Below are 25,454 nucleotides of genomic sequence, written 5' to 3' on the forward strand. Positions count from 1 at the left end.
CTGTGAGCGAAGCCGTCACTCCCCAAGACACCCCGCAAGATACCCCCGTCGAGCCAACCCCGCCCGCTCCGGCCCGGTCCGGCAACGGCCTGGCCCTGCTCGCCCTGCTGGTCGGCGTCGCCGGCCTCGGCGTCGGTGGCTGGGGACTGTGGCAGACGCAGCAGTTGCAGGCTCGCGACCAGGCCCGCGCGCAACAGCTGGAAGAAACCCGCGGCGAGGCGCAGAGCCTGCTCAACCACAACAGCGCGCTGGACAAGCGCCTGGACGCGCTGCCCAGCGCCGACGAGCTGGAAGCCCGCCGGCGCCTGGTGGTCGAACTGCAGGGCGACCAGCAGCAGTTGGCCCAGCAGTTCAAGCAGGTTCTTGGGCAGAGCCGCCAGCAATGGCGCCTGGCCGAGGCCGAGCACCTGATGCGCCTCGCCTCGCTGCGCCTCTCCGCGCTGCAGGACATCGACAGCGCCACCCAACTGGTGCAGGGCGCCGACGACATCCTCCGCGCGCAGAACGACCCGGGCGCCTTCGCCGCCCGCGCACAACTGGCCAAGAGCCTCGAAACCCTGCGCAGCCTGCCGCAGCCGGACCGCACCGGGCTGTTCCTGCAGCTCGGCGCGCTGCGCGAGCAGGCCGCCCAGCTGCAACCGCTGGAGCCCAGCTTCAAGGAAGGCCCGGGCAAGGCCTCGGCCACCGCCTGGGGTGACGGCAGCAGCACCCTGGACCAGTGGTGGGAACGCATCTCGCGCTACGTGCGCATCGACTTCAACGCCGGCCAGGACGTGCGCCCGCTGCTCTCCGGGCAACAGCTGACGCGAGTGCGCCTGGCCCTGAGCCTGGCCCTGGAGCAGGCGCAGTGGGCCGCGCTCAACGGGCGCCAGGAAGTCTACGAACAGGCCCTGAAGCAGGCCCGGCAGATCCTTGGCGACTTCTTCAACGCCGACCTCGCCGACAGCCGCGCCCTGGGCCTGCGCATCGACGAACTGGCACAGCAGCCGGTGGCCGTGCAGGCGCCCGACCTGACCCCGGCGCTGGGTGCCCTGCAGGCCTACGTGGTGCGCCGCGACCAGGCCGCCCTCGACCAGCAGCAGGCGCCCGCCGCGCCCCAGGCGGAGGGTAGCCAATGAGCCGCGTCTACCTGCTGGTCCTGGCCCTGGTGGTGGCCGCCACCCTGGTCGGCCTGGCCATCGCCGAGCAGTCGGGCTACGTGCTGATCGCCTACAAGAGCTTCCGCTACGAATCCAGCCTGTGGACCTTCCTCGCCCTGCTGGCGCTGGTCTGGCTGCTGTACCTGGCCATCCGCCTGGCGCTGCGCCTGCTCGGCGTGTCCGGGCGGGTGGTCAACCCCTGGTCGCGCTTCAACCGCCGCCGCCGCGCCGAAATGGCCGAGGAACACGGCCAGCGCGACCTCGCCGAAGGCCACTGGGCCCCGGCCCTGCGCCACCTGCGGCGCGCCGCCGAACTGAACGAGCACAGCCTGCCCAGCTACCTGGGCGCGGCCCGCGCGGCCAGCGAACTGGGGCGCTTCGAGGAATGCGACCAGATACTCGACCGCGCCCTCGAACGCCAGCCCGGCACGGCCCTGGCCGTGGGCCTGACGCGCGCGCAGCTGCTGATCAACCGCGGCGCCTTCGAGCCGGCCCGCGCGGTGCTGGTGAAGCTGCACGAGGAGCACCCGCGCCACCCCACGGTGCTGCGCCTGCTCCAGCAGCTCTACGTCAGCCTGCAGGACTGGCGCCCGCTGCTGGCCCTGCTGCCGGAACTGCGCAAGGAACGCGTGCTGGAGAACGCCCAGCTCAGCGACCTGGAACGCCGCGCCTGGATCGCCGCCCTGGAAGCCGCCGGCGAGCAGGGCGTGGGGCAGGGCGAGACGGCTCTGCAGCCGCTCACCCAGACCTGGCAGAACCTGCCCGCCAACCTGCGCGCCCAGCCGCTGCTGGTCGCCGCCTATGCCCAGCAACTGCTGCGCCTGGGCGCGCCCGAGGAGGCGGAGAAGGTCCTGCGCCAGGCCCTCAAGGAAGGCTACGACGAGCGCCTGATGCTGCTCTACGGCAAGGCCCGCGGCGGCGACCCGGCGCGCCAGCTGCAGAACGCCGAGGCCTGGCTGAAGAAGTGCCCCGACGACCCCGTGCTGCTCCTGTCCCTGGGCCGCCTGTGCCTGGCCGACAAGCTCTGGGGCAAGGCCCGCGACTACCTGGAGGCCAGCCTGGCCCGCCAGCACAGCGCCGAGACCTGTGCCGAGCTTGCGCGCCTGCTGGCGCACCTGGGGGAGACCGAGCGCAGCAACAGGCTGTTCCAGGAAGGCCTCGGCCTGTTCGGCGCGCCCGTAGGCACGCCTGCCCAGTTGCCGGCGAAAGCGTAAGAAGGTTCGGATGAAACGCGGCGCCCTCGGGCGCCGCTTTCGTTTTGGCTGACGGCTTTCGCCTACTTGCCGACGTAGCGGATGCGGTAGATCGCCCCGGCCATGTCGTCGCTCACCAGCAGCGAACCGTCCGCGGCCACCAGCACGTCGGCGGGGCGTCCCAGCACTTCCTCGCCGGGTTGCAGCCAGCCTTCGGCGAACAGGCTCTGGCGTTTCAGCGAACCGTCCGCGTTCAGCTCGACGCGCACCACCCGGTAGCCGACCTTGCGGCTGCGGTTCCACGAGCCATGCTCGGCGATGAAGACGTTGCCACGGTACTCGGCGGGGAACTGCTCGCCGCTGTAGAAACGCATGCCCAGCGCCGCCACGTGGGCGCCGAGGCCGGCCACCGGCGCCACGAAGGCCGAGCAGGGGCGCTGGGCGAACTCCGGGTCGGCGATGTTCCCGGCGTGGCAGTCCGGGTAGCCGAAGTCGTCGCCGGCCTTGTCCACGCGGTTCAGTTCGTCATCGGGCTGGTCGTCGCCGAGCAGGTCGCGGCCGTTGTCGGTGAACCACAGCCGGCCCCGGGCATCCCAGTCGAAGCCCACGGTGTTGCGCACGCCATAGGCCACCACCTCGCGCTGGCTGCCGTCCGGCTGCATGCGTTGCAGGTTGGCGTAGCGCTCGCGGTCCGGGCGGCAGATGTTGCAGGGCGCGCCCACCGGCACGTAGAGCTTGCCGTCGGGGCCGAAGGCGATGAACTTCCAGCCGTGGTGCGTCTTGCTGGGGAACTGCGGCGGCAGTTCCTCGGGTTGCGGCGGCGCGTCCAGGTGCGTCTCGATGTCGCGCAGCACGTAGAGGCGGCTGACAGCCGAGACGTACAGATCGCCCTGGTGGAAGGCCACGCCGCTGGGCATCTTCAGGCCGCTGGCGATCACCCGCGGGCGTTGTTCGCCGGGGCGCAGGGCATACACCTTGCCGGCCTCGCGGCTGCCGACGAAGAGCGTGCCCTTGCTGCCCAGGGCCATGGCGCGGGCGTTGGGTACCTGGTCGCTGAGCACTTCGATGCGGAACCCCTCGGGCACCTTGAGCCGCTCCACGACCGAGGCGGCGAATGCGCCGGGGAGGGGGACGAACAGCAGCGCGGCGAGTAGGATCAGCTGTCGACGCATGGTAGGAATTCCCTGATGGCTGTCCGGCCCAGTCTAGCCCGCCGCCTTGAAAGGCCCGCGGAATTTCCTCTACCGTAGCGGCCTTTCCGAAAATGCCGTGCCACTGGAGCCGCCATGAACCTGGCCAGCCCGCGTTCCCTGTTCTTCCTCGCCTTCCTCGCCTGTGCCGCCATGCTTGGCGCCGGTTTCTACCTGCAGTACGTCGTTGGCCTGGAACCCTGCCCGCTGTGCATCGTGCAGCGCATCTTCTTCGCCGGCGCCGGGCTGTTCTCGCTGATCGCCGCGCTGCATGGCCGCGGCCGGCGCATCTACTCGGTGCTGGTGCTGCTCTGCTCGCTGGGCGGCGCCGCTACCGCCGGCCGGCAGATCTGGCTGCAGACCCTGCCGCCGGACCAGTTGCCTTCCTGCCTGCCGCCGCTGGACTACATGATGCAGACCATGCCCTACGCGGACATCCTCTGGACCATGTTCCACGGCTCGGCCGACTGCGCCGAGGTGACCTGGACGCTGCTCAGCCTGAGCATCCCGGAGTGGAGCCTGCTGGCCTTCGTCGGCTTCGCCCTGTTCGCCGTCTTCCAGTTTCTGCGCCGCGGCTGATCGCCGCGCGGCGGCAGAACTGTCCTACGGCGCGAAGCCAGCGCCGCCGCGGGCTGCCGATTAAACGCTCGTATGAATTTTCCCGCGAAAGGTGTCTTGAAGCGGACATCCCGCGGGCATACTCTGGTCTTCCGCACCGCCGGGATTCCGCCATCAGAGCGGTAGAACGCCGGCGAGTGCCCGCATTCGACAGAGAATTGTCCCGCCGTGGAACCGCCGGGACAGGCCGAGGGAAGCGAGGACAAGATGCTCGAGAGCTGCCGCAATGCCCAGGAACGTTGGGGAGGCGTCCACCAGCTGATCGACCGCTGGTTGCGTGACCGCCAGGAACTCATCCAGGCCTTCGATTCGCTATCCGGGCCCCAGGCACCCGCCGTCAACGGCGAGGGGCTGGAGAACTTCTGCCAGCGACTGCTGGACTACGTCTCCGCTGGCCACTTCGAGGTCTACGAACAGCTGATGGACGAGGCCAAGGCCTTTGGCGATGCGCGTGGCCTGGAACTGGCCAAGCAGATCTACCCGCGCCTGGAAGCCATCACCGCGTCCGCGCTGAACTTCAACGATCGCTGCGACAATGGCGATTGCCGCGAAGGCACCTGCCTCACCAGCGAGTTGAAGCTGCTGTGCCAACAGCTTCACGAGCGTTTCGAGCTGGAAGATTGCCTGATCGAGGTGCTGCACAACGCCCACGAACAGCGCACGGTCACTGCCTGATTTTGGCGGGCGGGAAAAGGGGCGCTGTCCTTGCGGACGCGCCCTTTTTTCATGCCTGCGAAAACCTCGTTGAGATGGCTGTAAGCCACGTACCACGTGGCTTACAGCCTTTCGGTAAGTTCCGCCTGACGGCCTCGTGGCGGCAGTCTGTGGCGTCGTTGGCGAGGGGGGCGCTGGAGATAGCGTGTCCGCGGGCTGCTCTCCGGCCTGTGGAAAAACGGCTGCAGATTGTGCCTGGCGCGGGTTTCAGCTTTATGGGGGCGTTGGCGAGAGGGCCTGCGCGGGTCTAGTATGGGCGCAACCACGTACGCCAGGAGGCACGTCATGTCGGCCAACAAGAAACCTGTCACCACCCCTTTGCATCTGCTGCAGCAACTTTCCAACAGTCTGATCGAGCATCTGGAGACCGCCTGCAAGCAGGCCCTGGTGGACTCCGAGAAACTGCACGCCAAGCTGGAAAAGCAACGTGCCAAAGCGCAGGACAAACTGCACAAGGCACGCACCAAACTGCAGGAAGCAGGCAAGGCCGGGAAGGCCAAGGCACAAGCCAAGGCCAAGGCCGGCATCGCAGAGCTGGAAGAGGTGCTGGAAACTCTGAAGAGCCGCCAGGCGGAAACCCGCACCTACATCGCCAACCTCAAGCGTGACGTCCAGGAAAGCCTGAAGCTGGCCCAGGGCGTGAGCAAGGTGAAGGAAGCGGTCGGTAAGTCGCTGTCCAGCCGCAAGCCCGTTGCCGCCGCCAAGCCCGTTGCCGCCAAGCCGGTGGTCAAGGCTGCCGCTGCCAAGCCTGCCGCCAAACCGGCCGCCAAGGCCGTTGCCGCCAAGCCGGCTGCCAAGCCTGCTGCTGCGAAGCCTGCCGCCAAACCGGCTGCCAAGGCTGCTGCCGCGAAGCCCGCCGCCAAGCCGGCTGCTAAAACTGCTGCTGCGAAGCCCGCCGCTAAACCGGCTGCCAAAGCTGCCGCTGCGAAGCCCGCCGCGAAGCCGGCTGCCAAAGCTGCTGCCGCGAAGCCCGCCGCCAAGCCGGCTGCCAAAGCTGCTGCTGCGAAGCCTGCCGCCAAGCCGGCTGCTAAAACTGCTGCTGCGAAGCCCGCCGCCAAACCGGCTGCCAAGGCTGCCGCCGCGAAGCCCGCCGCCAAACCGGCTGCCAAGCCCGCTGCTGCGAAGCCCGCCGCCAAACCGGCTGCCAAGCCTGCCGCTGCGAAGCCTGCTGCCAAACCGGCCGCCAAGCCTGCTGCTGCGAAGCCTGCCGCCAAACCGGCTGCCAAGCCCGCCGCTGTGAAGCCTGCTGCCAAACCGGCCGCCAAGCCTGCTGCTGCGAAGCCCGCCGCCAAACCGGCTGCCAAGCCTGCCGCTGCGAAGCCTGCTGCCAAACCGGCCGCCAAGCCCGCCGCTGCGAAACCCGCGGCCAAGCCCGCCGTCGCCGCCAAGCCTGCAGCTCCGGCCGCTACCCCGGCTGCTCCCGCTGCCCCGGCCGCGTCGACCGCTCCGGTCGCCAGTGCCGCACCGGCTCCGGTAGCGCCGAGCGCTCCGACCGCCACTCCGAGCAGCGCTTCCTAAGACGCCGCTCGCGAAGCCGCCGCGGTGCGCAGCTGTTGCAGCGCACTGCGGCGAGCCTTCCCTGCCTCGCCGGCGCAGCCCTGCAGCCAGGCGTCCAGTTCGTCCCTTCCCGCTTCCGTCCAGTCCAGTCCCGCTTCCGCCAGCCGTTCCAGTTGCAGGCGTTCGGCGCGCAGCTCCAGCGTTTTCAGGGTTTCCCGCAATTCCTCCAGGTGGGCGTCGTTCCGTGCCGCGGTCTTCCACTGCTGGCGTAGCGTCCGCAGCGGCTTCACCACCTCGCGTTGCCAGTTGGCGGAGGCCTTCGCCAGGGTATCCAGGCGTTGTCCGGAGCAGGCCCGGCCACAGGCGGCGAACCAGGCCCCGGCCAGCAGCAGGCAGACGTCGGCGCCGGCTTCCTGCAAGTCCAGGCAGGCCGCCTCGACGCCCGGCTGCGCATAGAGGTCGAGGGCAAACGACCAGATATCTTCTGTCATAGGGCTCCCACAGCGGTTGCGCGGCGAAGCTGATAAACTCCGCCGCCATGATTCGACTACAAAATCTTACGCTACAGCGTGGCCCCCAGCGCTTGCTGGAAGGTGCCGAACTGACCTTGCATGCTGGCCAGAAAGTCGGCCTGATCGGCGCCAACGGCGCCGGCAAGTCGAGCCTGTTCGCCCTGCTGCGTGGCCAGCTCGGCCAGGACGCCGGCGACTACCGGATTCCCGCCGACTGGCGCATCGCGCACATGCGCCAGGAGGTGGACACCCTCGAGCGCCAGGCCGTGGACTACGTCCTCGACGGCGACGTGCGCCTGCGCGAGATCCAGGCGCAGCTGGCCGCCGCCGAGAACGCCCATGACGGCGCCGCCGTGGCGCGCCTGCACACCGAACTGGACAACGCCGACGGCTACACCGCCGACGCGCGGGCGCGCAAGCTGCTGGCCGGCCTGGGCTTCACCGCCGAGCAGATGGAGCGCCGCGTCGGCGACTTCTCCGGCGGCTGGCGGATGCGCCTGAACCTGGCCCAGGCACTGATGTGCCCGTCCGAGCTGCTGCTGCTCGACGAACCCACCAACCACCTCGACCTCGACGCCATCCTCTGGCTGGAGGAGTGGCTGAAGGGCTACCCGGGCACGCTCATCCTCATTTCCCACGACCGCGATTTCCTCGACGCCGTGGTCGACCACGTGGCGCACCTCGAACAGCGCAAGCTGACGCTCTACCGCGGCGGCTACTCGGCCTTCGAGCGCACCCGCGCCGAGCGCCTGGCGCAACAGCAGCAGGCCTACGAGAAGCAGCAGGCGCAGCGCGCCCACATGGAAAAGTACATCGCCCGCTTCCGCGCCCAAGCCACCAAGGCGCGCCAGGCACAGAGCCGCATCAAGGCCCTGGAACGCCTGGAGGAGCTGGCCCCGGCCCATGTCGACTCGCCGTTCGACTTCGTCTTCCGCGAGTCGGACAAGATTTCCAGCCCGCTGCTGGACCTGTCCGAGGCGCGCCTGGGCTACGGCGAGAAGACGGTGCTGGAGAAGGTCAAGCTGCAACTGGTGCCCGGCGCGCGCATCGGCCTGCTGGGCCCCAACGGCGCCGGCAAGTCGACCCTGATCAAGACCCTTTCCGGCGACCTGCCGCTACTGGCCGGGCACCTGGCGCGCGGCGAGAACCTCGCCATCGGCTACTTCGCCCAGCACCAGCTCGACTCGCTGGACGCCAAGGCCAGCCCGCTGCTGCACCTGCAGCGCATCGCCCCGGGCGAGCGCGAGCAGATCCTGCGCGACTTCCTCGGCGGCTTCGACTTCCGCGGCGCGCGCTGCGACGAGCCGGTGCTGAATTTCTCCGGCGGCGAGAAAGCGCGCCTGGCGCTGGCCCTGATCGCCTGGCAGAAGCCCAACCTGCTGCTGCTGGACGAGCCGACCAACCACCTCGACCTGGAGATGCGCCTGGCCCTGACCATGGCCCTGCAGGAATTCTCCGGGGCGGTGGTGGTGGTGTCCCACGACCGTCACCTGCTCAAGAGCACCACCGACCAGTTCCTGCTGGTGGCCGACGGCCGCGTGCAGGACTTCGACGGCGACCTCGACGACTATGCCCGCTGGCTGGTGGATTTCCGCGCGCGCCAGGCGCCGGTCGCCAATGCCGGCGCAGCGTCTGTCGAGAAGACCGACAAGCGCGCCCAGCGCCAGGCCGCCGCCGCATTGCGCCAGCAGCTGGCGCCGCACAAGCGCGAGGCGGACAAGCTGGAGAAGGACCTGGGCGGCATCCACGACAAGCTCGCCGCGCTGGAGGAAAAGCTCGGCGACAGCGCCCTCTACGAGAACGCGCGCAAGGACGAACTGCGTGACCTGCTGGCCCGGCAGGCGAGCCTGAAAGCCCGCGAGGCCGAGGTCGAGGAAGCCTGGCTGGTGGCCCTGGAAACCCTGGAGAACCTCCAGGCCCAGCTCGAAGGGGCCGAGTGATGGAAGACCTGCCGCTGCTCGTCGCCTGGAGCGATCCGTTGCTGCGCGGCCTGCAGATCATCCTCATCCTGCTGCTGGCCTGGGTGCTGCAGCGCATGGTGGCGCGCGGGCTGAACCGCCTGGCCCTGCGCTACCCGATCCCCCACGAACTGCTGCTGCCGCTGCGTGGCGGCCTGCGCTGGCTGATCATGGGCTCGGCGCTGATGATGGTGCTGGAGCGCCTGGGGGTTTCCGCCCAGGTGCTGTGGACCGCGCTGACCGGCTTCGTCGCGGTCGCCGCGGTGGCCTTCTTCGCCATCTGGAGCGTGCTCTCCAACCTGTTCTGCGCGGTGCTGATCTTCACCGTCGGGCCGTTCCGCCTGGGCGACCTGGTGGAGGTCATCGAGTCGGCCGACAAGCCCGGCGTGAAGGGCCGCGTCAGCGCCATCAACCTGCTCTACACCACCCTCGAGGAAACCTTCGAGGACGGCACCAGCGCCCTGCTGCAGGTGCCCAATAGCCTGTTCTTCCAGAAGGCCATCCGGCGCTGGAAAGGGCCCGGGCTGAGCAGCGGAAGATAACAACCACAACCCCTGTTCCCACACGGATACCCACGCACTATGGAATGGCTCGCTAGCCCTGAAATCTGGGTTGCCTTTCTGACCCTGACCGCCCTGGAGATCGTCCTGGGCATCGACAACATCATCTTCATCTCCATCCTGGTCAGCCGCCTGCCGGCGGCGCAGCAGCCCAAGGCGCGGTTCTTCGGCCTGGCGCTGGCGATGGGTACGCGGATTCTCCTGCTGCTGTCGATCACCTGGGTGATGCGCCTGACCGCCGACCTCTTCGAGGTGTTCGGCCAGGGCGTTTCCGGGCGCGACCTGATCCTGTTCTTCGGCGGCCTGTTCCTGCTGTTCAAGAGCACCATGGAGATCTACCACAGCCTGGAAGGCGCCGAGGAAGGCGGGCAGGGCAGCGCCAAGAGCCGCGGCTTCATGGCGGTGATCGTGCAGATCGCGATCATCGACATCATCTTCTCCCTGGACTCGGTGATCACCGCCGTGGGCCTGGTGCAGAACGTACCGGTGATGATCGCCGCCATCGTCATCTCGGTCGGCGTGATGATGCTCGCCGCCGGCACCATCAGCGACTTCATCGACAAGCACCCGTCGCTGAAGATGCTGGCGCTGTCGTTCCTCATCGTGGTCGGCACCGTGCTGGTGGCCGAGGCCTTCGAGGTCCACGTGCCCAAGGGCTACGTCTACTTCGCCATGGCCTTCTCGCTGGCGGTGGAAGCCCTCAACATCCGCCTGCGCGGCGCCCTGGCGCGCAAGCGCGGCGAAGAGCCGGTGAAACTGCGCAAGGACCTGCCGAGCTGATCGGCCGGCTCCGCGCCGGGCTTCCTCCACACCTGTAGGAGCGGGCCCTGCCCGCGATTCGCGCGCAGGGCGCGCTCCTACAGGGGAATGCCGGAGGTATCGGCGCGATTCGCGGATGAGATCCACTCCTACGTTGTTTTCTGGGTTATTCCCCTTCGGGCCAGCGCAAGCGCTGTTCGCGATGGAGCCGCGTCCCGCGTTCGCGGGAATGACGGGATTAAGATTCGTGTTTTCCGACGTCATTCCCGCGAACGCGGGAACCCAATAGACAGTCGCTCCTACGGACTTCGTCGGCGCCCTACACGGCAACGTGCGACTCGGGCACACTGGTTACCCGTAACAAGATTTTTCGCCACGAGGTCCACCATGCTCGCCAGTACCTGGTTCGCCTTCTTCATCGCCTGCTGGGTGATCAGCCTGTCGCCCGGCGCCGGGGCCATCGCCTCGATGTCCTGCGGCCTGCAGTACGGCTTCTGGCGCGGCTACTGGAACGCCCTGGGCCTGCAGATCGGCCTGGCCCTGCAGATCGCCGTGGTCGCCGCCGGCGTCGGCGCGCTGCTGGCCACCTCGGCGCTGGCCTTCAGCGTCATCAAGTGGTTCGGCGTGGTCTACCTGGCCTACCTCGCCTGGCGCCAGTGGAGCGCCGCCCCGCAGGTGATGCAGGCCGACGCCGAGCGCCCCATCGGCCGCCCGCTGAGCCTGGTGCTGCGCGGCTTCCTGGTCAACGCCAGCAACCCCAAGGCGGTGATCTTCATGCTCGCCGTGCTGCCGCAGTTCGTCGACCCGCACCGGCCGATGGCGATGCAGTACGTGATCATGGGCGCGACCATGATCTGCGTCGACCTGATCGTCATGGCCGGCTACACCGGGCTGGCCGCGCGGGTGCTGCGCGCGCTGCGTTCGCCGCGCCAGCAACGGCTGATGAACCGCACCTTCGCCAGCCTGTTCCTCGGCGCCGCCGCGCTGCTGGCCACCGTCCGCCGCGCCCCGGTGTGAAGCCGACGGGCGCCGCCTAGGCGCCCGAATGGTGGCGGAGTAGTATTGGCGCCCTCCATTCTCATTCGCCTTCCGCCATGCGCCTTCCAAAGCTTCTCATCTGGCTGCTGCCGCTGCTTTGCGGCGCCAGCCTTACGGCCCTGGCCGATGTGCCGGTCGACCCCTCCCAGGCCCTGCACCTGCTGAGCTACCTGGCTGCCGACTACCCGCCGACGGTGAACGCCGGGCAGGTGCTCGACGCCGCCGAATACAAGGAGCAACTGGAGTTCGCCGGCCAGCTGCAGGCGTTGCTGCTGGCCCTGCCGGCGCGCCCCGAGCGGGCCGACCTGGAGCGCGAGGTGGCCGGCCTGCGCCGTGCCATCGAGCAGCGCCAGCCCGGCGCCCTGGTGGCGCAGCAGGCGCGGCACCTGGAAGCGCGCCTGGCGGACGTCTACCAGGTGGTGCAGACCCCCGCCATCACTCCCGACCCGGCCCGCGGCGCGCCCCTCTTCGCCCAGCAGTGCTCGATCTGCCACGGTGACACCGGCAAGGGCGACGGCCCGGCGGGCATCGGCCTGCAGCCGCCGCCGGCCGACCTCACGGCCCGCGCGCGCCTGGACCAGCTGAGCCTCTACGACCTGCGCACGGTGATCGGCCTGGGCATCGCCGGCACCGACATGCCGGCCTTCGCCGACCAGCTGGACGAGCGCCAGCGCTGGGACCTGGCCGCCTACGTGGCTGGCCTGAGCGCCGCCGAGGCCCAGCCCGACGGCGCCCATGCCTACCCGCTGGCGAGCCTGGCCACCCAGACCCCGGCCGAAGTGGCCGCCCGTGACGGTGATGCCGCCGCGCAGAGCTTCCGCGCCCTGCGCGCCCACCCGCCGCTGGAGCACCGCGGCCCGGCGCAACTGATCGACTACACCGCCGCCACCCTGGACAAGAGCTTCGCCATATACCGCCAGGGCGACCACGACCAGGCCTACGACCTCTCGGTCGCAGCCTACCTGGAAGGCTTCGAGCTGGTGGAAAGCTCGCTGGACAACGTCGACGCCACCCTGCGCAAGGCCACCGAGAAAGAACTCATGGCCTACCGCCAGACGCTGCGCGACGGCCTGCCCGAAGCCCAGGTGGCGCAGCAGCTGGAGCGTGCCAAGGGCAAGCTCGGCGAGGCCGCCAAGGCGCTGAGCGGCGACTCCCTGAGCAGCACCATCAGCTTCGTCTCGGCCCTGCTGATCCTGCTGCGCGAGGGCGTGGAAGCCATCCTGGTGCTCGCCGCCATCCTCGCCTTCCTGCGCAACACCGGGCAGGAAGCCGCCACCCGCGGCGTGCACGTCGGCTGGGGCCTGGCCTTCGTCGCCGGCTTCGCCACCTGGGCGCTGGCGGCCTACGTGATCGACATCGGCGGCGCCCAGCGCGAGCTGATGGAGGGCTTCACCTCGCTGTTCGCCTGCGTGATGGTGCTCTGGCTCGGCGTGTGGATGCACGACCGCCGCCACGCCGCGGCCTGGCAGGACTACATCCGCAGCAGCCTGGTGGGCGGCGGCGGGCGCTTCGGCTTCGCCGTGCTGGCGTTCTTCTCGGTGTACCGCGAGCTGTTCGAGGTCATCCTGTTCTACGAAACCCTCTGGCTGCAGGCCGGCCCGGCCGGGCACAGCGCGGTCATCGCCGGCGCCGGCTGCGCGGTGGTGCTGCTGATCGGCCTGGCCTGGGTGATCCTGCGCGGCTCGGCGAAACTGCCGCTGAAGCTGTTCTTCACCGTCAACGCCGCGCTGCTCTGCGCGCTCTCGGTGGTCTTCGCCGGGCACGGCGTGGTGGCCCTGCAGGAAGCCGGGGTGATCGGCACCCGCCCGGTGCCCTTCTTCGACTTCGACTGGCTGGGCATCAAGGCCGACGCCTACTCGCTGTCGGCCCAGGCCCTGGCGCTGCTGGCGGTGGCCGTGCTCTACGGGCGCAGCCTGCTGGCGGAGAAACGCAAGGCCGCGGCGCTGCCCTGAGGCGGCGCGCGGCAAACCCCGACGGCCAGTGCGATACTGGCCGTCGTCATTTTCGGGAAACGAGTCCGATGCGTATCTGGATCGATGCCGACGCCTGCCCGCGCGCGGCGAAGGAACTGGTGGCGAAGTTCGCCCTGAAGCGCAAGCTGGAAGTGGTGATGGTCGCCGGCCAGCCGGTGGCCAAGCCGCCGTTCGCCTGCGTCAGCCTGGTGGTGGTGCCCAGCGGCATGGACGCCGCCGACGATTACCTGGTGGAGCAGGCCGAGCCGGGCGACCTGGTGATCTGCAGCGACGTGCCGCTGGCCGACCGCCTGGTGAAGAAGGGCGTGGACGCCCTGGACCCGCGCGGCCGCGAGTTCGACGCGAAGAACATGGGCGAGCGCCTGGCCATGCGCAACCTGCTCACCGACCTGCGCGACCAGGGGCAGATGGGCGGCGGCCAGGCGCCTTATGGCGACAAGGATCGGCAGGCTTTCGCCAATGCGCTGGATCGGTTGTTGACGCGGTTGAGCAGAAGCTAAAAGAGACGCTGGAAGCTTGAAGCCGAAAGCTAGAAGCCGTACGACTTCCAGCCTCCAGCCTCCAGCCTCCAGCCTCCAGCCTCCAGCCTCCAGCCTCCAGCTCCAAGCCTGCCTTAGGCCAACTCCAGCACCCGATCCACCAGCTTGTTGATCCCGCTGGCCGCCTCGGCGATGTTCTGCGCCAGCATGTAGGCCGGGGTGGTCACCAGCTTGTGGCGGCTGTCCTCGACTATCTCGTCCACCGGGCAGTCGACGTGCTTGGCGCCCATGCGGGTGAGGGCGGCGGCGGTGTCGGCGTCGCAGCCGATGGTGCATTCGATGCCCGGGCCGTAGATGCGCTCGGCCATGGCCGGGGCGATGCAGATCAGGCCCACCGGCTTGTGCGCGGCGGCGAAGGCCTTGGCCAGGGCCAGCACGTCCGACTCGACCTCGCACTGGTCGCCCTCGAAGGCGAAGTTGGACAGGTTCTTCGCTGCGCCGAAGCCGCCGGGGACGATGAGCGCGTCGAAGTCCTCGACCTTCGCCTCGCGCACGTCCTTGATCTCGCCGCGGGCGATGCGCGCGGATTCCACCAGCACGTTGCGGCTCTCCGGCATTTCCTCGCCGGTGAGGTGGTTGACCACGTGGTGCTGGGCGATGTCCGGGGCGAAGCACTGCACCTGCGCGCCGCGCTGGGACAGGCGCAGCAGGGTGATCACGCTTTCGTGGATCTCGGCGCCGTCGTAGACGCCGCAGCCGGAGAGGATGACGGCAACTTTCTTGTGCATGCAGGTACTCCTGGTTCGGGGTTGGCCGGTGGCGGCGACGTGGCTGTCGCCATATGCCGGCCGGGTTGTCACCGGCGGCCGTTGTAGCCGGGCGCCAGAGGACTAGGATCGGTATCCATAAGCATAACGATTCGGTCGCGCCATGAACTACATCCTCTTCGCGGTGCCGTTCTTCTTCCTGCTGATCGCGCTGGAGCTGTTGGCCGACCGCTGGCGCGGCACCTCCACCTATCGCCTGAGCGACGCCCTGAACAGCCTCAGCGCCGGGGTGCTGTCCACCACCAGCGGCCTGCTGACCAAGGGCATCGGCCTGGTCACCTACGTGTTCGCCTGGCAGCACCTGGCGCTCTTCGAGCTGTCCGCGCAAAGCGCCTGGGTCTGGGTGTTCGCCTTCGTCTTCTACGACTTCTGCTACTACTGGAACCACCGCCTGGGCCACGAGCGCAGCATCCTCTGGGCGGCCCACGCGGTGCACCACCAGAGCGAGGAATACAACCTCAGCACGGCGCTGCGGCAGACCAGCACGGGCTTCCTGTTCGGCTGGATCTTCTACCTGCCGATGGCTGTGGCCGGGGTGCCGCCGCTGGTGTTCGTCAGCGTGGCGGCGCTTAACCTGCTCTACCAGTTCTGGGTGCACACCCGGCACATTCCCAAGCTGGGCTGGTTCGAATGGTTCTTCGTCAGCCCGTCGAACCACCGCGTGCACCATGCGCAGAACCCCGTCTACATGGACCGTAACTACGGTGGCGTGTTCATCCTCTGGGACCGCCTGTTCGGCACCTTCCAGGAAGAGCTGGACGAGGAGCCGGTGGTGTTCGGCGTGACCGTGCCGCTGGCCAGCTGGAACCCGCTGTGGGCCAACCTGCAGGTCTATGCCGCGCTGTGGAACGACGCACGGCGGGCGGGCAACTGGTGGGACAAGCTGCGCATCTGGTTCATGCGCACCGGCTGGCGCCCGGCCGACGTGGCGGCGCGCTATCCGCTGCAGAAGCCCGACCTGGCCGCCTTCCGCAAGTTCGAGGTGGCGCTGTCCCGCGGCCGGCAGTGGTACGCGACCGTGCAGTTCGCCGGCTACGTGGTCGGCGGCACTTTGCTGTTGGGGCTGGGGGAGGGCTGGGCGTTGCCGGCGCTGTTGCTGGGCTGGGCGTGGATGGCCTGCGGCCTGTTCGTCATCGGCGCCTGGCTGGAGAACCGCGCCTGGGCGTCGCGGCTGGAAGGGCTGCGCCTGCTGCTGAACCTGCCCTGGGTGGCGATCACCGCCGCAGCGGCCGGCCTGGCGTTGCCGGGGTGGGCACTGGCGCTGCTGGGCGCCCATGCCGCCCTCAGCCTGCTGGCGCTGTGGGGCCTGCGCCACGAGGGGCGACAGGCGCAGCCGGCCTGATCAGTTGCCGTTGCGGCTGTTCTTGATGCGCCGGTGCAGCCACAGCAGCAGGCCGATGGCGAGCAGGCCGCCGAGGACCATGAGTTCGTACTTCTTGATGTTGCCCAGCACGCCTTCGAGCACGCTGCCGAAGTAGTACGCCGCCGAGCCGAGCGCGCTGGCCCAGACGATGGCGCCCAGGCCGTTGAGCAGCAGGTAGCGGCCCGGCGGGTAGCCGGACAGGCCGATGGCCACCGGCATCACCGTGCGCAGGCCGTAGACGAAGCGGAAGCTCAGCACCCACAGGTCCGGGCGCCGCCGCACGTGCTCCAGGGCGCGGTCGCCGAGCTTCTGCCAGCGCGGCTTGCGCGCCAGCAGCTTGCGCCCGTGGCGGCGGCCGAGGAAGTACCAGAGCTGGTCGCCCGCGTAGCTGCCGAGGAAGGCCACGGCGATCACGTATTCGAGCTGCATGTAGCCGCGGAAGGCAAGGAAGCCGGCCAGCACCAGAATGGTCTCGCCCTCGAAGAAGGTGCCGAGGAACAGGGCCACATAGCCGAAATCCTGCAGGAATTGTTGGAGCATTATCGAGGCAACGCAGCAAAATGAACGCGCAGCCTAACGCGGTTGTCGTCCGGGGGGAAGGCACCTGCTGGCGGCTTGCTGGCCTTTGCATGGCCCGGGCCGCCTACTTTGGTCGTATGCTGCGGCTTCGGGCCCCTGCGACCAGTTGCCGCGACCCTGGGTCACTGTTACCCCTTGTTACCAATCGGTCATAATCCCGGACTATAACTGTCACACTGTGCCTGTTGTCCGGGCCTTGGAGTACGCCGTGAGCTTCATTTCCGCCGAACGTGCCTTCCCCTTCACCCGCCTGCGCCGCAACCGCCGCGACGAGTTCTCCCGTCGCCTGGTGCGCGAGAACGTGCTGAGCGTCGACGACCTCATCCTTCCGGTGTTCGTCCTCGACGGCAAGAACCAGCGCGAGGCCATCGCCTCGATGCCGGGCGTCGAGCGCCTGTCCATCGACCTGCTGCTGGAGGAAGCCGAGCAACTGGTGGAACTGGGCATCCCGGCGCTGGCGCTGTTCCCGGTCACGCCGCTGGAGAAGAAGTCCCTCGACGGCGCCGAGGCCTACAACCCCGAGGGCATCGCCCAGCGCGCCACCCGCGCCCTGCGCGAGCGCTTCCCGGAGCTGGGCATCATCACCGACGTGGCCCTGGACCCGTTCACCAGCCACGGCCAGGACGGCATCCTCGACGAGAACGGCTACGTGATGAACGACGAGTCGGTGGACGTGCTGGTCAAGCAGGCGCTGTCCCACGCCGAGGCCGGCGCCCAGGTGGTGGCTCCGTCGGACATGATGGACGGCCGCGTCGGCGCCATCCGCGAGGCGCTGGAGTCCACCGGGCACACCAACGTGCGCATCATGGCCTATTCGGCCAAGTACGCCAGCGCCTACTACGGCCCGTTCCGCGACGCGGTCGGCTCCGCCGCCAACCTCGGCAAGGGCAGCAAGGCCACCTACCAGATGGACCCGGGCAACAGCGACGAGGCGCTGCACGAGATCGCCGCCGACCTCGCCGAAGGCGCCGACATGATCATGGTCAAGCCGGGCATGCCCTACCTGGACATCGTCCGCCGGGCCAAGGACGAATTCCGCGCGCCGACCTTCGTCTACCAGGTCAGCGGCGAATACGCGATGCACATGGCGGCCATCGAGAATGGCTGGCTCAGCGAGGCGGTGATTCTCGAATCGCTGCTGGCCTTCAAGCGCGCCGGCGCTGATGGCATCCTGACCTACTTCGCCAAACGTGCGGCAGAACAACTGAAAAGGGGGCGCTGACGCCCCCGCGACGAGACTTGCGATGAATACCGAAGGCCAGAACGCTACCGACCTGATCGAAACCGAAGTGACTGTCAGCGAGACCCTGGAGACCGTCGAGGTCCCCGTGGTCGCCGAACCCCCCGTGGAGGCGCCCGCCGCCCCGGCGGTGGCGGTGAACGTCGACGACAGCGCCCTCTACATTCATCGCGAGCTGTCGCAGCTGCAGTTCAACATCCGCGTGCTGGAGCAGGCGCTGGACGAGTCCTACCCGCTGCTCGAACGCCTGAAGTTCCTGCTGATCTTCTCCAGCAACCTCGACGAGTTCTTCGAGATCCGCGTCGCCGGGCTGAAGAAGCAGATCACCTTCGCCCGCGAGCAGGCCGGCGCCGACGGCCTGCTGCCGCACCAGGCCCTGGCGCGGATCAGCGAGCAGGTACACGAGCAGGTCGGCCGCCAGTACGCCATCCTCAACGACATCCTGTTGCCGGAGCTGGCCAAGCACGGCGTGCGCTTCATCCGCCGGCGCTACTGGACGCCGAAGATCAAGGCCTGGGTGCGGCGCTTCTTCCGCGACGAGATCGCCCCGATCATCACCCCCATCGGTCTCGACCCGACCCACCCGTTCCCGCTGCTGGTGAACAAGAGCCTGAACTTCGTGGTCGAGCTGGAGGGGATGGACGCCTTCGGCCGCGACTCCGGCCTTGCGATCATCCCGGCGCCGCGCTCGCTGCCGCGGATCATCCGCCTGCCCGAGGACGTGGCCGGGGAGGGCGACAACTACGTGTTCCTCTCCTCGATGATCCACGCCCACGCCGACGACCTGTTCTCCGGCATGAAGGTCAAGGGCTGCTACCAGTTCCGCCTGACGCGTAACGCCGACCTCTCGGTGGACGCCGAGGACGTCGAGGACCTGGCCCGCGCGCTGCGCGGCGAGCTGTTCTCGCGGCGCTACGGCGACGCCGTGCGCCTGGAGGTGGTGGACACCTGCCCGGCGCACCTGTCCAACTACCTGCTCAAGCAGTTCGGCCTGGCCGAGAGCGAGCTGTACAAGGTCAGCGGCCCGGTCAACCTGACCCGCCTGTTCAGCGTCACCGGCCTGGCCAGCCATCCGGAGCTGCAGTACCCGCCGTTCACCCCGACCATTCCGAAGCTGCTGCAGAAGAAGGAGAACATGTTCGGCGTGCTGGCCAAGCTGGACGTGCTGCTGATGCACCCCTTCGAGTCCTTCACCCCGGTGGTCGACCTGCTGCGCCAGGCCGCCAAGGACCCGAACGTACTGGCCATCAAGCAGACCCTGTACCGTTCCGGTGCCAACTCGGAAATCGTCGACGCCTTGGTGGAGGCGGCGCGCAACGGCAAGGAGGTCACCGCGGTGATCGAGCTGCGCGCGCGCTTCGACGAGGAATCCAACCTGCAACTGGCCAGCCGCCTGCAGCAGGCCGGCGCGGTGGTGATCTACGGCGTGGTCGGCTTCAAGACCCACGCCAAGATGATGCTCATCCTCCGCCGCGAGGATGGCGAGCTGCGCCGCTACGCGCACCTGGGCACCGGCAACTACCACGCCGGCAACGCCCGCCTGTACACCGACTACAGCCTGCTCACCGCCGACGTGGCGCTGTGCGAGGACCTGCACAAGCTGTTCAACCAGCTGATCGGCATGGGCAAGACGCTGCGCATGAAGAAGCTGCTGCACGCGCCCTTCACGCTGAAGAAGAACCTGCTGGAGATGATCAACCGCGAGGCGGCCCAGGCTGCCGAAGGCAAGCCGGCGCACATCATGGCCAAGGTCAACTCGCTGACCGACCCGAAGGTCATCCGCGCCCTGTACAAGGCCAGCCAGGCGGGGGTGAAGATCGACCTGGTGGTGCGCGGCATGTGCTGCCTGCGCCCGGGCGTGCCGGGGGTGTCGCACAATATCCAGGTGCGCTCGATCATCGGCCGCTTCCTCGAGCACAGCCGCATCTACTACTTCCTCAACGGCGGCGACGAGAAGCTCTACCTCTCCAGCGCCGACTGGATGGAGCGCAACCTCGACATGCGCGTGGAGACCTGCTTCCCGGTGGAAGGCAAGAAGCTGGTGCAGCGGGTGAAGAAGGAGCTGGAGCTGTACCTGGCCGACAATACCCAGGCCTGGGTGCTGCAGCCCGATGGCAGCTACCAGCGCCTGAACCCCACCGGCAACCAGAACCCGCGCAACGCCCAGGCCATGCTGCTGGAGCGCCTGTGCACGCCGGTGATCAGCGCGCGCTGAGCCGCCCCGTCCCCGAGAAGCCCCGCCGCGCAAGCGCCGGGGCTTTTTCATGGGTTCATCACCCTTGTAGGAGCGAGCTTGCTCGCGAACCCGGGTCCGCAGCGGGGGGCGGTTCGCGAGCAAGCTCGCTCCTACGAAAAGCGATTGCGCGGCAGGACGCGCTCCGGCATTGGGCGCGGCGTGAGGCGTTTCGTAGGAGCGGATCTCATCCGCGAATCGCGCCGGAGGTTGCGGCTATCGCGGAGAAGCTCCGCTCCTACGGTCCAGGTTGGTGCGGCTTCTTGTAGGAGCGGGCCCTGCCCGCGATTCGCGCGCAGGGCGCGCTCCTACAGGGGAATGGCGGGGGTGGGGCCGTGGCCGTCGTAGGATGGGTTGAGCGAAGCGATACCCATATCACCAGCACCGCATGGGTTTCGCAGGCTCAACCCATCCTACGAAGAGCGCCTCGGCGCAGTCGGCTCCCTCAGCTCACGCTCAGCTGGTACCCCACGCGCTGCAGCCAGCCGGCTTCCTGTTCGAAGTCGGCCTGGGTCAGCGGGTTGGCTTCCAGCCAACCCTTGGGGAAGCGCACTTCCAGGCTCTTCGAACCCACCTTGAGGGTGACGTCCGGCATTTCCTGGGTGCCGCGGATGTGGTGGAAGAGGATGGCGAAGCGCAGCACGATGCACAGGCGGATCAGCTTGTCGCCCTCAGGGCCCAGCTCGGCGAAGCGGTCCGCCGGGATGTTGCGGCGATGGCCGCGCACCAGCAGCGCCAGCACCTGCTGGTCCTCGCGGGAGAAGCCGGCCAGGTCCGAGTGCTCGATCAGGTAGGCGCCGTGCTTGTGGTAGTGGTAGTGAGCGATGTCCAGGCCCAGCTCGTGGGTGCGCGCGGCCCAGCCGAGCAGCTCGCGGTGCCAGTCGTCCTGCAGGCTCCAGGGTTCGGCCACCTGCTCCAGCGCCTGGAGGGCCTTGGCCTCGACGCGGGCGGCCTGGTCGAGGTCGACGTGGTAGCGCTCGATCAGCGCGCTGATGGTGCGCTCGCGCACGTCTTCATGGTGATGACGGCCGAGCAGGTCGTAGAGCACGCCTTCGCGCAGGGCGCCTTCGGAGTGGTGCATCTGCTTGAGGTCGAGCGCGTCGAACAGCGCTTCGACGATGGCCAGGCCGGCCGGGAAGATCGGTCGGCGGTCCGGCTTGATGCCGTCCAGGTCGAGCTTGTCCACGTCGCCCAGTTTCAGCACCTTGCGCTTGAGCCAGGCCAGGCCGTCGGGGTTGATCTCGCCGTTGCCGTGGCCGCCGGCCTGGATCGCCAGGCCCACCGCGCGGATGGTGCCGGAGGCGCCGAGGGCCTCGTCCCAGCCCAGGCGGCGCAGGCTGTTCTCGATGCCCATCAGCTCCAGGCGCGCCGAGGTGTAGGCCTGGGCGTAGCGGGCCGGGGTGATCTTGCCGTCCTTGAAATAGCGCTGGGTGTAGCTGACGCAGCCCATCTGCAGGCTCTCGCGCAACTGCGATTCGAAGCGCTGGCCGATGATGAACTCGGTGCTGCCGCCGCCGATGTCGGCCACCAGGCGGCGCCCGGTGGTGTCCGGCAGGGTGTGCGAGACGCCCAGGTAGATCAGGCGCGCTTCCTCGCGGCCGGAGATGACTTCCACCGGGTGACCGAGGATTTCCTCGGCGCGGCGGGTGAATTCGTTGCGGTTGCGCGCCTCGCGCAGGGCGTTGGTGCCGACCACCCGCACCGAGCCTGGCGGCATGCCGTTGATCAGCTGGGCGAAGCGCCGCAGGCAATCCAGACCGCGCTGCATCGCCTCTTCGTTGAGCAGGCGGTCCTCGCCGATGCCGGCGGCCAGCTGGACCTTCTCGCCGAGCCGCTCGAGGATGCGGATCTCGCCATGATCGGCCTTGGCCAGGACCATGTGGAAGCTGTTGGAGCCCAGGTCCAGGGCGGCGATCAGCGGGAAGGTCTTGGCGGGGGTATGGGGCATCTTGAAAAAGGTCCGTTTGTTAACCCCGACATCCTGCCACGATAGCCCTTCGGTGCCAACGAACGCCGGGCCGTCGATCGGTTTCGCCGGGGCCGGCGATAGCGACACTCAATCGCCTGCGCCTTTCGGAAGGCGGCCAAGGCGGGCTATGATGGGCCCACTTTTTTTCGCATCCGATTCCCACGGAGAGATTTCATGAGCGAACATATCGTCAGCGTTACCGATGCCAGCTTCGAGCAGGACGTGCTGAAGGCCGATGGTCCTGTGCTGGTGGACTACTGGGCCGAGTGGTGCGGTCCGTGCAAGATGATCGCGCCGGTACTGGACGAGATCGCCAAGGACTATCAGGGCAAGCTGAAAGTCTGCAAGCTGAACATCGACGAGAACCAGGAAACCCCGCCGAAGTACGGCGTGCGCGGTATCCCGACGCTGATGCTGTTCAAGGGCGGCAACGTCGAGGCCACCAAGGTCGGCGCCCTGTCCAAGTCGCAACTGGCGGCCTTCCTCGACAGCAACATCTGAGTCGCGACAGCCCCCGGAAAAGCCCCGCACGACGCGGGGCTTTTTTCATTCCGTCCCCTAGACGCCCCTTGGCGCGGGTGTTACATTCGGGCCTGCAACGTTGTTTTACGTTGTCCCCTGCAAGCCGTCGCCGACGCACTTCCTATTCGAATTTCCAAGCGATCCTGTCGTCACTCTGCGGCACGGCATTAACGAGCTCACATGCTTGTTTCCCCTTTCCTCATATCTATCTAACACCTCCTTCTTATGAATCTGACCGAACTCAAGCAAAAGCCGATTACCGAATTGCTGGAAATGTCCGATGCCATGGGCCTGGAAAACATGGCCCGTTCGCGCAAGCAGGACATCATCTTCGCGCTGCTGAAGAAGCACGCGAAGAGCGGCGAGGAAATCTCCGGTGACGGCGTGCTGGAGATTCTCCAGGACGGCTTCGGCTTCCTGCGCTCCGCCGACTCCTCGTACCTGGCCGGTCCGGACGACATCTACGTCTCGCCCAGCCAGATCCGCCGCTTCAACCTGCGCACCGGGGACACCATCGTCGGCAAGATTCGCCCGCCGAAGGAAGGTGAGCGTTACTTCGCCCTGCTCAAGGTCGATTCGATCAACTTCGATCGTCCGGAGAACGCGAAGAACAAGATCCTGTTCGAGAACCTGACCCCGCTGTTCCCGACCAAGCGCCTGACCATGGAAGCCGGCAACGGCTCCACCGAGGACCTCACCGGCCGGGTGATCGACCTCTGCTCGCCGATCGGCAAGGGCCAGCGCGGCCTGATCGTCGCACCGCCGAAAGCCGGCAAGACCATCATGCTGCAGAACATCGCGGCCAACATTGCCCGCAACAATCCCGAGTGCCACCTGATCGTCCTGCTGATCGACGAGCGCCCGGAAGAAGTGACCGAGATGCAGCGCACCGTGCGCGGCGAAGTGGTCGCCTCCACCTTCGACGAACCGCCGACCCGCCACGTGCAGGTCGCCGAGATGGTGATCGAGAAGGCCAAGCGCCTGGTCGAGCACAAGAAGGACGTGATCATCCTGCTCGACTCCATCACCCGCCTGGCGCGTGCCTACAACACCGTGATCCCCAGCTCCGGCAAGGTGCTCACCGGTGGTGTCGACGCCCACGCCCTGGAGAAGCCCAAACGCTTCTTCGGCGCCGCGCGCAACATCGAGGAAGGCGGCTCGCTGACCATCCTCGCCACCGCGCTGATCGAGACCGGCTCGAAGATGGACGAGGTGATCTACGAGGAATTCAAGGGTACCGGCAACTCGGAACTCATCCTCGATCGTCGCATCTCCGAGAAGCGCGTGTTCCCGGCGATCAACATCAACCGCTCGGGCACCCGCCGCGAAGAGCTGCTGACCGGCGAGGAGGAGCTGCAGCGCATGTGGATCCTGCGCAAGATCCTGCACCCGATGGACGAGATCGCCGCCGTCGAGTTCCTGCTGGACAAGCTCAAGCAGACCAAGACCAACGACGAGTTCTTCGACTCGATGAAGCGCAGCAAGTAAGCGCCGCTGGTTGATCGCTGCAAGCCACGAGGCTGGGGAAACCCGGCCTTCGTGTTTCTGCGAAGTGGTGTTAAAGGCTAAACTGTCGCATCTTCGCCTACGCCATCGAGACTTCCATGCAGTATCGCGACCTGCGCGAGTTCATCGCCGCCCTGGAGCAGCGCGGCCAGCTCAAGCGCATCCAGGTGCCGGTGTCCCCGGTGCTGGAAATGACCGAGGTGTGCGACCGCACCCTGCGGGCCAAGGGCCCGGCCCTGCTGTTCGAGAAACCCACCGGCTTCGACGTGCCCGTGCTCGGCAACCTGTTCGGCACCCCCGAGCGCGTGGCCCTGGGCATGGGCGCCGAGGACGTCTCCGAGCTGCGCGAGATCGGCAAGCTGCTGGCCTTCCTCAAGGAGCCGGAGCCGCCCAAGGGCCTGAAGGACGCCTGGAGCAAGCTGCCGATCTTCAAGAAGGTCATCAGCATGGCGCCCAAGGTGCTCAAGGACGCGCCCTGCCAGGAAGTCATCGAAGAGGGCGAGGCGGTCGACCTGGGCAAGCTGCCGGTGCAGACCTGCTGGCCCGGCGACGTCGCGCCGCTGATCACCTGGGGCCTGACAGTCACCCGCGGGCCGAACAAGGAACGGCAGAACCTCGGCATCTACCGCCAGCAGGTGATCGGCCGCAACAAGGTCATCATGCGCTGGCTCAGCCACCGCGGCGGCGCCCTGGACTACCGCGAGTGGTGCCAGAAGCACCCGGACCAGCCCTACCCGGTGGCCGTGGCCCTGGGCGCGGACCCGGCGACCATCCTCGGCGCCGTGACGCCGGTGCCCGACACCCTCTCCGAATACGCTTTCGCCGGCCTGCTGCGCGGCCACCGCACCGAACTGGTGAAGTGCATCGGCAGCGACCTGCAGGTGCCGGCCAGCGCCGAGATCGTCCTGGAAGGGGTGATCCACCCCGGCGAGATGGCCGACGAAGGCCCCTACGGCGACCACACCGGTTACTACAACGAGGTGGACCGCTTCCCGGTGTTCACCGTCGAGCGCATCACCCGCCGCCAGAAGCCGATCTACCACAGCACCTACACCGGCCGCCCGCCGGACGAGCCGGCGATCCTCGGGGTGGCGCTGAACGAAGTCTTCGTGCCGATCCTGCAGAAGCAGTTCCCGGAGATCACCGACTTCTACCTGCCGCCCGAAGGCTGCTCGTACCGCATGGCGGTGGTGACCATGAAGAAGCAGTACCCCGGCCACGCCAAGCGCGTCATGCTGGGTGTGTGGTCGTTCCTGCGACAGTTCATGTACACCAAGTTCGTCATAGTCACGGACGATGACATCAACGCGCGGGACTGGAACGACGTGATCTGGGCGATAACCACGCGCATGGACCCCAAGCGCGACACGGTGATGATCGACAACACGCCGATCGACTACCTCGACTTCGCCTCGCCGATCTCCGGCCTGGGCTCGAAGATGGGCCTGGACGCCACCCACAAGTGGCCCGGCGAGACCAGCCGCGAATGGGGCCGCGCCATCGTCAAGGACGAGGCGGTGAGCCGCCGCGTCGACGAAATCTGGGCCAGCCTGGGGATCGATTGATGCGCACGGCCCTTCGTAGG

At 67.9% G+C, this 25,454-nt stretch carries 22 protein-coding genes; 17 read left to right on the forward strand and 5 right to left on the reverse strand.

The features are described from left to right. Positions 1–2: 2 nt before the first annotated feature. Together ACTWJ5_RS01950 and ACTWJ5_RS01955 are read left to right on the forward strand one after the other, a co-directional pair. Positions 3–1,118 (forward strand): uroporphyrinogen-III C-methyltransferase, encoded by a 1,116-nt coding sequence (locus ACTWJ5_RS01950; protein WP_444437361.1) that lies wholly within the window; start codon positions 3–5, stop codon positions 1,116–1,118. Beyond that, positions 1,115–2,353 carry a heme biosynthesis HemY N-terminal domain-containing protein gene (locus ACTWJ5_RS01955; RefSeq protein WP_444437362.1) on the forward strand — a complete coding sequence of 413 codons (1,239 nt, stop codon included), beginning with the start codon at positions 1,115–1,117 and terminating at the stop codon, positions 2,351–2,353. Before ACTWJ5_RS01950 ends, ACTWJ5_RS01955 begins: the two co-directional genes overlap by 4 nt. 62 nt (positions 2,354–2,415) lie before the next feature. Here ACTWJ5_RS01955 and ACTWJ5_RS01960 read toward each other — a convergent pair whose 3' ends face one another. Further along, on the reverse strand, positions 2,416–3,504 hold the full coding sequence (locus tag ACTWJ5_RS01960; RefSeq protein ID WP_444437363.1) for a PQQ-dependent sugar dehydrogenase: 1,089 nt from the start codon (positions 3,502–3,504) through the stop codon (positions 2,416–2,418). A 114-nt stretch (positions 3,505–3,618) separates the two neighbouring features. Here ACTWJ5_RS01960 and ACTWJ5_RS01965 point away from each other — a divergent pair, with 114 nt between their 5' ends. The 3 genes from ACTWJ5_RS01965 (at position 3,619) to ACTWJ5_RS01975 (ending at position 6,372) form a co-directional block, all read left to right on the forward strand. Next, positions 3,619–4,101 (forward strand): disulfide bond formation protein B, encoded by a 483-nt coding sequence (locus ACTWJ5_RS01965; protein ID WP_074978039.1) that lies wholly within the window; start codon positions 3,619–3,621, stop codon positions 4,099–4,101. A gap of 246 nt (positions 4,102–4,347) precedes the next feature. Continuing rightward, complete coding sequence (locus ACTWJ5_RS01970; RefSeq protein ID WP_074978036.1) at positions 4,348–4,815, forward strand: Rsd/AlgQ family anti-sigma factor; 468 nt, start codon at positions 4,348–4,350, stop codon at positions 4,813–4,815. 324 nt (positions 4,816–5,139) lie between these two features. Continuing rightward, a complete protein-coding gene (locus tag ACTWJ5_RS01975) occupies positions 5,140–6,372 on the forward strand; it encodes an AlgP family protein (protein ID WP_444437364.1) in 1,233 nt (410 codons plus the stop codon). Here the strand turns inward: ACTWJ5_RS01975 and ACTWJ5_RS01980 are convergent. Continuing rightward, positions 6,369–6,842 carry a TIGR02444 family protein gene (locus ACTWJ5_RS01980; protein ID WP_444437365.1) on the reverse strand — a complete coding sequence of 158 codons (474 nt, stop codon included), beginning with the start codon at positions 6,840–6,842 and terminating at the stop codon, positions 6,369–6,371. The genes ACTWJ5_RS01975 and ACTWJ5_RS01980 overlap by 4 nt on opposite strands. A 47-nt stretch (positions 6,843–6,889) precedes the next feature. Here ACTWJ5_RS01980 and ACTWJ5_RS01985 point away from each other — a divergent pair, with 47 nt between their 5' ends. The 6 genes from ACTWJ5_RS01985 (at position 6,890) to ACTWJ5_RS02010 (ending at position 13,651) form a co-directional block, all read left to right on the forward strand. After that, positions 6,890–8,803 (forward strand): ATP-binding cassette domain-containing protein, encoded by a 1,914-nt coding sequence (locus ACTWJ5_RS01985; protein ID WP_444437366.1) that lies wholly within the window; start codon positions 6,890–6,892, stop codon positions 8,801–8,803. Next, on the forward strand, positions 8,803–9,363 hold the full coding sequence (locus ACTWJ5_RS01990; protein WP_074978026.1) for a mechanosensitive ion channel family protein: 561 nt from the start codon (positions 8,803–8,805) through the stop codon (positions 9,361–9,363). Before ACTWJ5_RS01985 ends, ACTWJ5_RS01990 begins: the two co-directional genes overlap by 1 nt. Positions 9,364–9,402: 39 nt before the next feature. Continuing rightward, positions 9,403–10,161 (forward strand): TerC family protein, encoded by a 759-nt coding sequence (locus ACTWJ5_RS01995; RefSeq protein WP_074978023.1) that lies wholly within the window; start codon positions 9,403–9,405, stop codon positions 10,159–10,161. Positions 10,162–10,527: 366 nt separating this feature from the next. Continuing rightward, positions 10,528–11,157, forward strand: coding sequence for a LysE family transporter (locus ACTWJ5_RS02000; RefSeq protein WP_249918110.1), 630 nt, complete (start codon positions 10,528–10,530; stop codon positions 11,155–11,157). Positions 11,158–11,234: 77 nt separating this feature from the next. Then, the gene (locus tag ACTWJ5_RS02005; RefSeq protein WP_444437367.1) at positions 11,235–13,130 is read left to right on the forward strand and encodes an FTR1 family protein; all 1,896 of its coding nucleotides are present in this window, start codon (positions 11,235–11,237) and stop codon (positions 13,128–13,130) included. Between the two features lie 68 nt (positions 13,131–13,198). Then, the gene (locus tag ACTWJ5_RS02010; RefSeq protein WP_074978018.1) at positions 13,199–13,651 is read left to right on the forward strand and encodes a YaiI/YqxD family protein; all 453 of its coding nucleotides are present in this window, start codon (positions 13,199–13,201) and stop codon (positions 13,649–13,651) included. 113 nt (positions 13,652–13,764) lie between these two features. On the opposite strand, the gene elbB is transcribed toward ACTWJ5_RS02010, so the two are convergent. Then, positions 13,765–14,418: an isoprenoid biosynthesis glyoxalase ElbB gene (elbB, locus tag ACTWJ5_RS02015; RefSeq protein ID WP_074978017.1), complete on the reverse strand. Its 654-nt coding sequence runs from the start codon at positions 14,416–14,418 to the stop codon at positions 13,765–13,767. A 142-nt stretch (positions 14,419–14,560) separates the two neighbouring features. Here elbB and ACTWJ5_RS02020 point away from each other — a divergent pair, with 142 nt between their 5' ends. Continuing rightward, the gene (locus ACTWJ5_RS02020; protein ID WP_444437368.1) at positions 14,561–15,799 is read left to right on the forward strand and encodes a sterol desaturase family protein; all 1,239 of its coding nucleotides are present in this window, start codon (positions 14,561–14,563) and stop codon (positions 15,797–15,799) included. On the opposite strand, the gene ACTWJ5_RS02025 is transcribed toward ACTWJ5_RS02020, so the two are convergent. Beyond that, the gene (locus ACTWJ5_RS02025) at positions 15,800–16,363 is read right to left on the reverse strand and encodes a DedA family protein (protein ID WP_099049022.1); all 564 of its coding nucleotides are present in this window, start codon (positions 16,361–16,363) and stop codon (positions 15,800–15,802) included. It abuts the gene before it with no gap. Positions 16,364–16,607: 244 nt separating this feature from the next. Between ACTWJ5_RS02025 and hemB the strand changes: the two genes are divergently transcribed. Together hemB and ppk1 are read left to right on the forward strand one after the other, a co-directional pair. Next, positions 16,608–17,621, forward strand: a complete 1,014-nt coding sequence (hemB, locus tag ACTWJ5_RS02030) for a porphobilinogen synthase (RefSeq protein ID WP_074978014.1) — start codon at positions 16,608–16,610, stop codon at positions 17,619–17,621. A gap of 22 nt (positions 17,622–17,643) precedes the next feature. Next, on the forward strand, positions 17,644–19,854 hold the full coding sequence (gene ppk1, locus ACTWJ5_RS02035; RefSeq protein WP_074978012.1) for a polyphosphate kinase 1: 2,211 nt from the start codon (positions 17,644–17,646) through the stop codon (positions 19,852–19,854). Between the two features lie 463 nt (positions 19,855–20,317). On the opposite strand, the gene ppx is transcribed toward ppk1, so the two are convergent. Further along, entirely contained in the window at positions 20,318–21,820 is a 1,503-nt protein-coding gene (ppx, locus tag ACTWJ5_RS02040) for an exopolyphosphatase (RefSeq protein WP_074978009.1), read from the reverse strand. Between the two features lie 195 nt (positions 21,821–22,015). On the opposite strand from ppx, the gene trxA reads away from it, so the two are divergent. The 3 genes from trxA to ubiD all read left to right on the forward strand — a co-directional run bounded on the left by trxA (position 22,016) and on the right by ubiD (position 25,434). Next, positions 22,016–22,342: a thioredoxin TrxA gene (gene trxA / locus ACTWJ5_RS02045; protein ID WP_009615069.1), complete on the forward strand. Its 327-nt coding sequence runs from the start codon at positions 22,016–22,018 to the stop codon at positions 22,340–22,342. 246 nt (positions 22,343–22,588) lie between these two features. Then, positions 22,589–23,851, forward strand: coding sequence for a transcription termination factor Rho (gene rho / locus ACTWJ5_RS02050; protein WP_009615070.1), 1,263 nt, complete (start codon positions 22,589–22,591; stop codon positions 23,849–23,851). A 116-nt stretch (positions 23,852–23,967) separates the two neighbouring features. After that, complete coding sequence (gene ubiD, locus ACTWJ5_RS02055; protein ID WP_074978007.1) at positions 23,968–25,434, forward strand: 4-hydroxy-3-polyprenylbenzoate decarboxylase; 1,467 nt, start codon at positions 23,968–23,970, stop codon at positions 25,432–25,434. Positions 25,435–25,454: the final 20 nt, after the last annotated feature.

The organism is Pseudomonas sp. A6, assembly GCF_052367875.1.
GTDB lineage: Bacteria > Pseudomonadota > Gammaproteobacteria > Pseudomonadales > Pseudomonadaceae > Pseudomonas > Pseudomonas citronellolis.